Raw genomic sequence first — 11,898 nt, 5'->3', positions numbered from 1 at the left:
ACGAGTGGCAGGACTTCAGCCATCGGTTGCATGAGGCGGGGCATCAGCCGTACTGCTTGGTGTGGCCGTGAGCTGAGGGTTCACGGGATGGGGGCGGGCGGGGTTTTCGGACCCCGCCTTTTTCAGTGCCGGAAGCGCAGGTGTTCGTCAGGACCCCAGCCGCCCGTCGTCAGGCGGAGGGTTCCTGACCGTCGACGAGCTGCTGAATCGCGGACAGAACCCCCTCCACGGCGGAAGGTTCGGCCGCGAGGGCGGTCAGAAAGACGTATGGCCAGCCCTTGTAGTCCTTCGCGGGCAGGGCCTCCAGCCTCTCCGCCAGGCCGGGGAGGTTCGGCAGAGAAGCCGCGAACGCCGCCGCCCGCTCGCGACCGAGGTGATAGGTGATCGAGCCGAAGGAGAAGGAGAGGTCGTCCTTCGCCGGGTCTTCGCGGAGGGAGAGCGTCGCGACCGGTACGTCCCGGCCGGAGACGCGGTAGTAGATGCGCATGCTCCGGTACTTGGCCGTACCGCACTCCAGCCGGCCCTCGGACGCCGCGTGATCGAGCAGGGTCGTCGCGGTTCGCCGTACGTCCGGGTCGGGGCGCGACGCGATCGCCGCGTCCATGTCTGCGCGGGTGGTCCGCCGCGTGGTGCGGTGGCCCGAGGGGGACTTCGCCGCGGTGGCGACCTCGCCGTGCACGCGGGGGACGAGGACGCGGAGGTCGCCGCCGCCGCGGTACTGGGTCAGCTCGACCGCGTACACGTCGGTCTGCCGCAGCTGCCGGTTCAGGAACTCGACGATCGCCCGCAGCTCCAGCGGAATCTGGTCGGCGACGAACAGCAGCCGCATCTGCCCGGCGGCCAGCCGCTCCTCGACCATCGTCCAGAAGTCCTCCGCGGACCGGTCGTCCTGGTCACCGAGGAGTTCCCCGTACGCCTCCTCCAGCGACCGGCCGTCCTTGGCGCAGGTGTCCTCGAAGGAACGCCGTAGCAATGCGGCCGGCCAGTAACGGGCCGCGTTCGCCGCGTAGTCGAGCATCTGGCCGACGACCTCACGCCGGATGCGGGTGTCCGTGGCCCGATTGACCTCGACCAGAGTTGGCACGCCGTCGGCGTCGACGAAGAGGTGGTCCAGCCAGTACGCCGGGGCACTGTCCGTGCTCGTCGGCGCCCCATCTCCCGGGCCACCAGCACCAGCCGCAGCGGTCGGCCATCGGCCAGCGAGCCGAAGTCCAGCACCCGTGGGTGCCGCGCGAGCAGCTCCTGGAACTCCGCCTCGGTCTCGAACTCCGCCCGCTCCAGGGCCTGCAGTCCCTCGCCCAGGACGAACACCGGCTGGTTCGTCATGTGCTCCCGCCCCCGTGATCCGGCTTCCACGATCATTGATCGTTCTCTACGCCGGTTGATACAGGACGCTACCGGCAACGACGCCCTGTCTCCCGCCACTTGACGGTGGTGAAGCCGGCCGGCGTATCAAGCGCCGCCGCCCCTGCCCTGCCACTCCCGCGGAGACATCCCGTACGCCGCCCGGAACACCCGGCTGAAGTGCGCGGGGTTGGCGAAGCCCCAGCGGTGGGCGACGGCGGTGACGGTCGGGCTCATGCGGCCGGGGCGGCTCAGCTCGCGTCGGCATTCCTCCAGGCGGCGGTGCTGGATCCAGCGGCTGACGGTGGGGCCTTCGTCCTGGAAGAGGCGGTGCAGGTAGCGGACGGAGATGCGGTGGGCGGCGGCTATCGATTCCGGCGAGAGGTCGGGATCGGCGAGGTGGTGGTCGATGTGGGCCCGGATCCGCACCAGCAGCGCGCGGTGGGCGGCGTCCGGATCGGCGGTATCCCGACCTAGGTGCTCGGCGATGAGGGTGGTGAGCAGGTCCACGGCGTTGCGCGCGAGCATGTCGCCGACCGGGGGGCGGCAGGAAGTGGCTCCGGCGGCGAGACCGGCCAGGAAGGGGGCCACCATGGCGGCCGGTCCCTCGTCGCCGTGGAGGGTGATGCCGGTGATGCGTCGCAGGTCGGACTCCCGGAGTCCGAGCGCCTGTCGCGGGAGCTGGAAGACCTTCATCTGGAAGCGGTCGGGGAAGCTCAGCGTGTACGGCCGGGTCGTGTCGTAGAAGGCGAAGTCGCCCGGCCGCAGGACAGCGTCCCGGCCGTCCTGGGTGATGACGGCGGGGCCGTACCCCTGCAGGCCGATGAGCATGTACTCGGCGCTGTCCCGGGCGATCAGCCTGGGAGTGCGGAAGACCCGCTCCGGGTCCGCGTCCACGGTGGAGATCTGGAGGTGGCCGAGGCGGTCGGTCCTGACCGCTCCGGAGAAGGGCGCGTCCGCGGGGGCCTTCGGGGTGGAGACGTCCAGGGGCACGAACGTGCGCCAGACGGCATCGTGCCAGTAGGCCCGCCGCTCGCCCGCGGGCACGGAGTCCGTGGAAAGGACAAGGCTCACGGCGCCTCCTCCACCGGATGACCGATTTGCTCGTCCTATATAGCCTCGCCCAGCGCTTCTCCGGGGTCACGTGCGCGTATCGGTTTTGTGACCCACCGGCCCGCGAACCTACGAACCCCAGGTCCCGCGGACCCGCGAGTTCCCTCTCGGGCAAGTTCCGGTGCGCTGGCGGTCAAGCCATGGCCGTCGGGCGGCCCACGCTTCGAGTCACGGACAGTTCGTCGAATTCGTCGAAGGAGCGCGCCATGCCGAGAACGGCCCCGCCGGGGCACACCCCTCGCTTCACCGCCTACAGCGCCCGGTTCCCGCAGGGCACCGACGCCTTCGTCTTCGCGCAGTACGGCTGCCAGGCGCCGTCCCGGGAGGAGGCCGAGAAGGGCGCCGCGGGCCTCGCCGCGCTGTTCACCGGGCCGGACGGACCGGACCTGGTCGACCGCGGATCGTTCTACGACACCGCCGGAGCGCACAACGTGGCGTTGCTGGCGTACTGGTACGACCCGGGCCGCCACCGGCGCTGGCGGGAGTCGGAAGCCGTCCGCGCCGCGTGGGACGGTCTCCCCGAGCTGGGTCCGGTCGGGTACTGGCGCGAGGAGTCGGTCGTCCCCATCGAGCGGAACGAGACGCTGCACACCCACCGCCGTGAGGACTACGCGACCAGCGGTCTTTCGCAGTCCGGCGCCCTCGAACTCCCCGAGACCCAGGTGCACGACTACTGGGGCGCCGCCCGTGACCGCATCGCGGCGTCGGCCACCGAGGCGCTGGAGCCCGAGTTGCCGGCCTTCGAGCCGCGGGATCCCGAGGCCCGGGAGACTCGTGGCCGCCGTATCGGTGTCGACGTACCGGGAAACGTGGCGCTGATCCGCACCGCGCAGGACTGGTCCGCCAGCACGCTGTACCGCGAGACGTATCTGGCCGACGTCAAGCCGGTCAAGGACCGGGGCGTCGACTTCCTGGCGGAGAACGCCGGGTCCGGCTGTATCGCCGCCCGCAACCTCACCGAGGAGTCGGCCGACGGCGCGCCGCTCGACCGCGCCTGCACCATCGCCTGGTTCGCCTCGCTCGAACACCTGATGACCTGGTGCCGGTCGCACCGCACGCACCTGGACATCTACGCCAGCTTCTTCCGGATGGTCGGCGGCGGGGAAGGCCCGCTGGACGTCGCCTTCTGGCACGAGGTCTCCGTACTGCCGAGCGGCTCGGTGACCGCCGAGTACGTCAACTGCGATCCGCGCACCGGCTTCCTGCCGCTGTCCCCAACCGCCTGACAACAGAGGAGAGTTGACCATGGTCGAGTACACAGGGGCCTTCAAGGCGGCCGCCGTCCAGGCCGAGCCGGTATGGCTCGACGCCGACGCCACGATCGACAAGAGCATCGGCCTGATCGAGGAGGCCGCCCGTGCGGGGGCCCAACTCATCGCCTTCCCCGAGACCTTCGTCCCCGGCTACCCCTGGTGGCTGTGGCTGGACTCCCCGGCCGCCGGCATGCAGTTCGTCGGTCGCTACCACGAGAACTCCCTGACCCTGGACGGCCCGCGCTTCCAGCGGCTGCTCGACGCCGCACGCGCGAACTCCATCGCGGTGGTCCTCGGATTCAGCGAACGCGGCGGCGGCAGCCTGTACATGGGCCAGGCGGTCATCTCCGCCGACGGCAAGCTCGTCGGAGCCCGCCGCAAGCTCAAGCCCACCCACGTGGAACGCACCATGTTCGGCGAGGGCGACGGCTCCGACCTGGTGGTCCACGACACCGAACTAGGCCGCGTCGGGGCCCTGTGCTGCTGGGAGCACCTCCAACCACTGTCCAAGTACGCCATGTTCAGCCAGCACGAGCAGGTGCACGTGGCCGCCTGGCCGAGCTTCTCCGTGTACAAGGGGGCGGCCTACGCGCTCGGCCCGGAGGTCAACACCGCCGCCTCCCAGATCTACGCCGCCGAGGGCCAGGTCTTCGTACTCGCCCCGTGCGCCGTGGTCGGCGAGGCGGCCATCGAGCTGTTCTGCGACACCCCCGTCAAGCAGCAACTGCTCCAGCGCGGCGGCGGCTTCGCCCGTGTCTACGGCCCCGACGGCCGCCCGCTGGCCGACCCGCTGCCCGAGGACGCCGAGGGCATCCTGTACGCCGACATCGACCTGACCGCGATCCCGTTCGCCAAGGCCGCCGCCGACCCTGTCGGCCACTACGCCCGCCCCGACGTCACCCGCCTCCTCCTCAACCGCGCCGAACGACGCCCCGTGGAGTACGCCGCCTACGCCGCCCCGTCGGCCGAGCACTTCGACGATGCCGAGGCGATCATCACGGGGTCGGATCCGAAGCGGGAGCGGGAGGTGACAGCGGTCGGCTGAGTCCCCTCGCCACCGAGGGCACGTACGCGACCCCGAAACGGAACTCCCGCCGCCGGCCCGGCTCCAGTGCCAAGGCGGTGGCGAGTTCCGGGCGGTTGAAGGCGTCCGTGGGTACCTCGACGGGCTCCAGTGCGATGGACCCGCGCCGGTCCCGGGCCAGGGTGTCGCCGGTGAACACGTGCATGTACCCGCCGTGCTGCCACACCCGTAGTTCGGCTCCGGTCGCGGGGTCGCTCAGTACCGTCTCGGACCGGCCGCCGGGCCCGGGGGCCAGGTCCGCGAAGCAGGCGTCGATGACGGCGGGGCCGAGCCTCTTCGGCGTGCTGAAGTCCATGTCGGGGCGGTGGTCCAGGGACAGCAGGGCCTCCTTTCCACGCAGCGGAATGAGGGAGGCATCGGTGCGGATCAGGGTGTGCGCGGGGATCTGCAGGACCAGGTCGTCGATGGGGCAGGAGAGGGTGAAGTACGGGTGCCAGCCCGCCGCGTAGGGGGCGGTGGTCTCCCCCACGTTCGTCGCGCGGATCTCGATGCCCAGGTCACGGCGGCCGATCGTGTACTCCACCTCCAGGTCGAGGGCGAACGGGTAGCCGGGGTACCGGCCCGGCCGGACGGTCGTGCTGCGCAGCAGCAGCCGTGCCGAGTCGGGCGTCATGGTGGCCGCGACGAGCCGGAACGGCGCTTCGCGTGCGAAGCCGTGGTAGACCGTGCGGTCGCCGACGCGGCCGGGCAGCAGGTCGTGGTCACGGCCGCCGTGGTGGTAGCGGCCGTCGGCGACACGGTTGGGGAACGGTGCGAGCAGACCCGCCCGTACGCCGTCCTGCGACAGGAGTTCGGCCTCGTCGCGGTAGCCGTCCGTGAGTTCCCTCAGTTCCGTGAGCTGCCCGGCCGTTCCGCTTCCGACCCGCCAGCTCAGCAGCGTCGCCCCGCGCAGGGCGAGGACGGCGCGCACGGCACCGTCCGGCGCGGAGACGGTCACGGTGGGTTCGTCGCCGAGGCGGCCCTCGGCGATCCGGAACGTGTCGGCCGTAGTGCCACCGCCCCTGCCTGTCACCCGGCTTCCGGTACGAGCTTCTTCGCGCCCGTCATGATGGCCACCGCGTCCTCCATCGAGTGCGACTGCGGGGTGATGACCCCGGCGCAGCCGCCGAGGCGCTGGATGTGGATGCGGTCGGCGACGTCGAAGACGTTGGGCATGTTGTGGCTGATCAGGATGATGCCGAGGCCCTGGTCGCGCAGGTCGCGGACGAGTTTGAGCACCTGGCCGGTCTCGCGGACGCCCAGCGCCGCGGTGGGTTCGTCGAGGATGACGACCCGGCCGCCGAAGGCGCCCGCGCGGGCGACGGCCACCGACTGGCGCTGGCCGCCGGAGAGCGTCTCCACGGCCTGGTTGATGTTCTGCAGGGTGCTGATGCCCAGCCGCTTGATGTGGTCGGACGCCTGGCGCTTCATCTCGCCGGTGTCGAGCATGCGGAACACCGAGCCGAGCACACCTTTGCGGCGGATCTCGCGGGCGAGGAACAGGTTGCTGGCGATGTCCAGCGCCGGGGCCACGGCGAGGGTCTGGTAGACGGTCTCGATGCCGGCCTCGCGGGCGTCCTGCGGGCGTTTGAAGTTCACCTCGGAGCCGTCGACCAGGATGCTGCCCCGGTCGGGGACGAGCGCCCCGGAGAGGCACTTGATCAGGGTGGACTTGCCGGCGCCGTTGTCGCCGATGACGGCGAGGACCTCGCCGGGGTAGAGGGTGAGGTCGACGTCGTTCAGGCCGACGACCCGGCCGAAGACCTTGACCAGGCCCTTGGCTTCGAGAACGGGGGCGGTGGGGGTCGTCACGACTTCACACTCCGGATCCACTGGTCGACGGAGACAGCCGCGATCACCAGCACGCCGACTGTCAGGACTTGGTAGTTGGGGTCGATCCCGGCCAGTGCCAGACCGTTGACGAAGACCTGGACGATGAGCGCGCCGATCAGCGAGCCGAGCACCACGCCGCGTCCGCCGAACAGACTGGTGCCGCCGATGACGACGGCGGTGATGGACTGCAGGTTGGCGTTGAGGCCGCTGTTCGGGTCGCCGCCGCCGACCCGGCCGACCAGGATCCAGGCGCCCACGGCGATGGCGAAACCGCCGACCACGTAGGCGCTCAGCAGCACCCGGTTGACGGAGATGCCGGCCAGGCGGGCGGCCTCGATGTCGTCGCCCACGGCGTACAGGTGCCGGCCCCAGGCGGTGTAGCGCAGCGCGTAGCCGACGACCGCGTACAGGGCGATCATGAGCAGGACGCCGGTGGTCAGGTTCAGTTGCCCGATGGAGACCGTGTCCGCGCTCCACATGAGGATGTTGCCCGGGTCCAGCGAGACGGTCTGGCCCTTGGCGTAGATGAGCGTGATCGCGGTGAAGATGCTGAGGGTGCCGAGCGTGACGATGAACGGCGGCAGCTTGATCCTGGTCACCAGCAGCCCGTTGACGGCCTGCGCGGCGACGGCGACGGCGGCTCCCGCGAGCAGGGCCAGCACGCCCGGCAGGTGGTTGTCCGCGACGAGCTTCGACATCAGCAGCGAGGCCAGCACCATGACCGCGCCGATGGACAGGTCGATGCCGGCCGTGAGGATGATGACGGTCTGGCCGACGGCCAACGAGCCGATGACGGCGACCTGTTGGGCGACGAGCGACAGGTTCTGCAAGGCGTAGAAGCGGTCGTTGACGAGGGAGAACACGATGGCGGCGAGCACCAGGACGATCGCCGGGCTGAGTGCCGGCTGACGGTGCAGCACCGACTGGATGCGCTGGGCCGGCGTGGCGGGCCGGTTGAGGAAGTCCTCCGCCGGCGCCGGTGTCGCTTCACTGTCCACGTGGGTGGTCACAGGGGGTCCTTCCGGTTCTGTCCCTCGTGCGGGCCTTCGTAGGAACTCATGAGGTACGGGCTCGTCGGCTCGTGTGGTGCGGGTGGGCCGCCGGTGCCATGACGGCTACCGGCACCGGCGGCCCACCCGGCCGACCGGGTCAGCTGCCCCAGCAGGCGGACGCGGCCTGCGTCGGGGACTGGACCGTCAGACCCCCGATGGCCTTGGCGGCGACCAGCGCGGTGCCGGTGTCGTAGAACGACTTGCCGTTGGTGACACTGGGCTTGCTGCCGCCGCGGGCCAGCTTCGCGATGGAGCTGACGCCGAGGGCGGCCATCTTGCCGGGGTACTGCACGGCGTCGGCGGCGAACTCTCCGCTGGTGACGTTCTTCAGGCCCGCGCAGCTGCCGTCGATGGCGTAGATCGCGACGCTCTTCTCCTTGTTCGCCGCCTTCAGCGCGTTGTACGCGCCCTCGCCCGCCGGTTCGTTGATCGCGTAGACCACGTTGATGTCGGGGTTGGCGGACAGGCAGTTCTCCATCGCGGTGCGTCCGCCGTCGATGGCGCCCTGGGTGGGCTGGTGGCAGGCGACCGTGTACGTGCCGCCCTTGCCGGCGGTGTACTTCCCGGTCTTGGCCTCCTTGCCGTTCTCGGTCTTGCTGCCCGGGTCGATGCCCATGCCCTCCAGGAAGCCGTGGTCGCGGTCGATGTCCACGGAGACGACCTGGTTGTTGAACAGGTCGAGCATGGCGATGACGGCCGGCTTGCCGTCGAGGGCGGCCGCGGCGTACTGGCCGTCGAGCTTGCCCGCCTGCTCGTTGTCGGTCGCGTAGGTGATGTCCGCGACGTTCGCCGGGTTGGGTGCGGTGTCCAGGGCGATCACGAAGAGGCCGGCCTGCTTGGCACGCTTCAGCGCGGTGTTCACCGCGTCGCCGTTGGTGGTGATCAGGATGCCCTTGTCGCCGCGCGAGACGGCGTTGTCGATGGCGGTGATCTGGGTCTGGGTGTCGCCGTCCGACGTTCCCGCCGCCACGGTGAGGCTCACCTTGTCCTTGGCGGCCTGGGTCTTGGCGTCCTTCTCCATGCTCACGAAGTACGGGTTGCTCAGCGTCTTCAGGATCAGTGACACGCCCACCTTCCCGCTGCCGGACGACGAGGAGCTGGAGTCGGAGGAGCCGCAGGCGGCGAGGGTGGCGCCGAGGCAGATGGTGACGCCGACGGCTGCCGCCCGGGTGCGCCGACTGCGGAGGCCCGACGCCTGGCTGGAGGAGAGGTTCATGACGTGATCCCTTTCGAGCCGTCCCTTGGTCGACGCCGAGACAACGTTGACTCGACGGGATAGTGAGCCCGTATGGACGAGCGCGTCAAGACACTGGTAAACATGCGTCGGCAACAAGTAGGTAACGCGCAATCAGTTGGAGACAACGATGACTCTGGGCGAGCCGCCGTCGCCGTCCCCCCGCAGCCGCCCCACCATGCGCGAGGTGGCGGCACTGGCAGGAGTCGCCATCAAGACGGTCTCTCGCGTGGTCAACGAGGTGCCCACCGTCGATCCGGCCATCGCCGCCCGGGTGCGTGACGCGGCCGACAAACTGGGCTACCGGCCGAACCTGACCGCCAGCAGCCTGCGCCGCGGGGACGGCCGTACGGCCACGATCGGGATGCTCGTCGAGGACGCGGCGAACCCCTTCTCGGCGGCCCTGAGCCGAACCGTCGAGAACGTGGCACGGGAGCGCGGAGTGCTCGTGCTGGTCGGAAGCCTCGACGAGGACCCGGCCCGGGAACGGGAGTTGGCCCGGGCTCTCATCGACCGGCGGGTCGACGGCCTGGTGATCGTGCCGGCCGGCCGCGACCACAGCTATCTGATCAGCGAGCAGCGTTCGGGCACCTGCATGGTCTTCGTCGACCGCGAGCCCAGCCTGCTCGACGCGGACACCGTCGTCTCCGACAACCGGCAGGGTGCCCTCACCGCCGTCAACCACCTGCTGAAGGCCGGCCACCGCCGCATCGCCTATCTCGGCGACCGCGCGACGATCTCCACCGCCGCCCAGCGTTTCGACGGCTACCGGCATGCCCTGGAGGTCGGGCACATCGAGTACGACGACGAGATCGTCCGGCACACCGGGGCCAGCGAGGAATCCGCGATCACCGCGACCCGGCAGCTCCTGACGCTGCCGAACCCGCCCACCGCGCTGTTCACCAGCCAGAACTTCGTCACCATAGGGGCCGTTCGCGCGCTGCGCGCACTCGGCCTCCAGGACACCGTGGCCCACGTCGGCTTCGACGACTTCCCCCTGGCCGACATCCTCAGCCCGGGGATCTCCGTCATCGCCCAGGACGTCGAGCAGTTGGGCAGGACGGCCGCCGAGATGCTCTTCGGCAGACTGGACGGCGACCGGTCACCCACCCGCGCGGTCACCATCCCGACCCGGCTGATCGAACGGGGATCCGGCGAGATCACGGCCGGAGGGGCCCGCCGCGACTAGCGGCACCTCAGGAGGAACCAGGTGTGCCGGCTCGTCGGGCCGGTCACTTGGCCTCGGCCCCGTCACCGGGTCGGCGGAGGGGTTCGGGCTCGGGCACCGCGCTCGCTCCGGTGCCAGTAGCCGCAGCGGGCCGCAGTGCGGACGTCAGCGCAGCCGCCCCGAGGAGTGCGGCGAGCATGATCCAGACGGCGCCGACGTGCATGGCGTGCAGGAACGCGTCGTCGGCGGCATGGGCGAGAGCGGGCCGGTGGAGCGTGGTCGCGGTGTGCCGGGCCTGTTCGGCGGAGATCCGCGCGCGGTCCCGTACCGGGCCGGAGACATCGCTCAGCGCGGGTTCGATCGCGCGCCGGTAGACGATCGACATGATCGTGCCGCCGACGGCGATCCCGAGCACGCTGCCGGTCTGCCGCACGGTGTTGGTGACGGCCGACCCGGCCCCGGCCCGTTCCAGCGGCAGGGAGCCGATCAGTACCGCCGTCACCGGGCCGATCACCATGCCGACGGCGAGCCCCTGCACCAGCAGCAGGATCTCGATCCGGACGAGCGGGGTGCCCAGTCCGAGGAACCCGTACGCGCCCATGGTCAGCGCAGCCACGGCGAGCGACGGCGGGGCGACGGCCAGGAGCGAGGTGCGGCGGACCAGCCGCGCGCCGAGGGGCGCTCCGGCGATCGCGCCGACCGCGGTCGGAAGACCGGCCAGGCCCGCTTCCGTCGGCGAGAAGCCACGCGCGCCCTGTAGGTAGAACGCGTTGTAGAAGGTGACGGCGGCCACGGCGAAGAGCAGCAGTCCGAGGGCCGCGTTGCCGCCGCCGAAGGTGCGTCGGGCGAGCAGCCGGGGATCGAAGCCGGGCACCTCGGCGCGCAGTTCGACGAGGACGAAGGCGGCCAGCAGGACCAGCCCGACGGCGATCGGCGCCCAGACGTCCGTACGGCTCCAGGCGGCCACCTGTCCGGCGTGGATCAGCCCGTAGGACAACGCCGCGAGTCCGCTGATCGACAGCAGCATTCCGGCCGGGTCCAGCGGGCGCCGGACGGGGCTGCGGAAATTCGGGACCAGGACGGCTGTGCCGGCCAACGCGACCGCCACGACCGGGACATTGACCAGAAAGACCGAGCCCCACCAGAAATGGTCGAGAAGTACGCCGGCCAGCACCGGGCCCACCGCCATTCCGGCCCCGGCGGACGTCGAGAAAACGGCGATCGCGGTCGACCGCGCGGGGCCGGTGAAGGTCCACATGAGAATGGCCAGGGCGGCGGGCATGATCAGCGCGCTGCCCACGCCCATCGCGGCCCGTGCGGCGATCAGTCGGCCCGCGTCGCCCGCGTACGCCGCCCACACCGAGGCTCCGGCGAAGACCACGAGTCCGATGGTGAGCACGGCCCGGTGGCCGAAGCGGTCGCCCAGTGCGCCGGCGGTGAACATCAGGGTGGCGAAGGCCAGGGTGTACGCGCCCGTGGCCCACTGGAGTTCGGCCGGGCCTGCGTCCAGTCCGCGGACCGGGTCGGCGAGGGTCTCCAGGGCGGTGCTCAGGACGGTGTTGTCCAGCCAGATCAGCAGCGAGCACAGCATGAGAACGGCGAGGATCATCCGCTGTCTCGACCTGGGCAATGTCAGGGGTGTGGTCATGAATGACAACCTCGGGTGCGATCGACAAAGACCTGGCGCCTGGACCGTAGGGAATCGGAACGCCTCTGTCAATTCCCATTTCCCGCGAACAGGAGTATTCCAGGGGCGAGTTGCCGAGGCCACACCGAAGCCTCTCCGTCAATTAATTCGAGAGAAATTGCAGCCGGTTCAAACAATTCACCGAGGACAT

At 70.4% G+C, this 11,898-nt stretch carries 10 protein-coding genes; 3 read left to right on the top strand and 7 right to left on the bottom strand.

Annotation, left to right across the window (positions count from 1 at the left end):
* Positions 1–169: 169 nt before the first annotated feature.
* Positions 170–1,084, bottom strand: a complete 915-nt coding sequence (locus tag ACIBJH_RS22910) for a hypothetical protein (protein ID WP_399118704.1) — start codon at positions 1,082–1,084, stop codon at positions 170–172.
* A 368-nt stretch (positions 1,085–1,452) separates the two neighbouring features.
* Positions 1,453–2,418 (bottom strand): helix-turn-helix domain-containing protein, encoded by a 966-nt coding sequence (locus ACIBJH_RS22905; RefSeq protein WP_399118703.1) that lies wholly within the window; start codon positions 2,416–2,418, stop codon positions 1,453–1,455.
* A 245-nt stretch (positions 2,419–2,663) separates the two neighbouring features.
* Between ACIBJH_RS22905 and ACIBJH_RS22900 the strand changes: the two genes are divergently transcribed.
* Together ACIBJH_RS22900 and ACIBJH_RS22895 are read left to right on the top strand one after the other, a co-directional pair.
* Entirely contained in the window at positions 2,664–3,683 is a 1,020-nt protein-coding gene (locus tag ACIBJH_RS22900; RefSeq protein ID WP_399118702.1) for a phenylacetaldoxime dehydratase family protein, read from the top strand.
* Between the two features lie 19 nt (positions 3,684–3,702).
* Positions 3,703–4,755, top strand: coding sequence for a carbon-nitrogen hydrolase family protein (locus ACIBJH_RS22895; protein ID WP_399118701.1), 1,053 nt, complete (start codon positions 3,703–3,705; stop codon positions 4,753–4,755).
* Here the strand turns inward: ACIBJH_RS22895 and ACIBJH_RS22890 are convergent.
* The 4 genes from ACIBJH_RS22890 to ACIBJH_RS22875 form a co-directional block, all read right to left on the bottom strand.
* Entirely contained in the window at positions 4,706–5,806 is a 1,101-nt protein-coding gene (locus ACIBJH_RS22890) for an aldose 1-epimerase (protein WP_399118700.1), read from the bottom strand. The two genes, ACIBJH_RS22895 and ACIBJH_RS22890, sit on opposite strands and share 50 nt — an antisense overlap.
* Positions 5,803–6,585: an ATP-binding cassette domain-containing protein gene (locus ACIBJH_RS22885; protein WP_399118699.1), complete on the bottom strand. Its 783-nt coding sequence runs from the start codon at positions 6,583–6,585 to the stop codon at positions 5,803–5,805. Before ACIBJH_RS22885 ends, ACIBJH_RS22890 begins: the two co-directional genes overlap by 4 nt.
* On the bottom strand, positions 6,582–7,616 hold the full coding sequence (locus tag ACIBJH_RS22880; RefSeq protein WP_399118698.1) for an ABC transporter permease: 1,035 nt from the start codon (positions 7,614–7,616) through the stop codon (positions 6,582–6,584). Before ACIBJH_RS22880 ends, ACIBJH_RS22885 begins: the two co-directional genes overlap by 4 nt.
* A 139-nt stretch (positions 7,617–7,755) precedes the next feature.
* The gene (locus ACIBJH_RS22875) at positions 7,756–8,874 is read right to left on the bottom strand and encodes a substrate-binding domain-containing protein (RefSeq protein ID WP_399118696.1); all 1,119 of its coding nucleotides are present in this window, start codon (positions 8,872–8,874) and stop codon (positions 7,756–7,758) included.
* Positions 8,875–9,022: 148 nt separating this feature from the next.
* On the opposite strand from ACIBJH_RS22875, the gene ACIBJH_RS22870 reads away from it, so the two are divergent.
* Positions 9,023–10,081, top strand: coding sequence for a LacI family DNA-binding transcriptional regulator (locus ACIBJH_RS22870; RefSeq protein WP_399118695.1), 1,059 nt, complete (start codon positions 9,023–9,025; stop codon positions 10,079–10,081).
* Between the two features lie 43 nt (positions 10,082–10,124).
* Here the strand turns inward: ACIBJH_RS22870 and ACIBJH_RS22865 are convergent, their stop codons facing one another.
* Entirely contained in the window at positions 10,125–11,708 is a 1,584-nt protein-coding gene (locus ACIBJH_RS22865) for an MFS transporter (protein WP_399118694.1), read from the bottom strand.
* Between the last annotated feature and the right edge of the window lie 190 nt (positions 11,709–11,898).

Origin of the sequence: Streptomyces sp. NPDC050548 (assembly GCF_044457385.1) — a bacterium.
In the GTDB taxonomy this organism is placed as follows: Bacteria; Actinomycetota; Actinomycetes; order Streptomycetales; family Streptomycetaceae; genus Streptomyces.
This window is presented reverse-complemented; position numbering and strand designations above follow the sequence as displayed.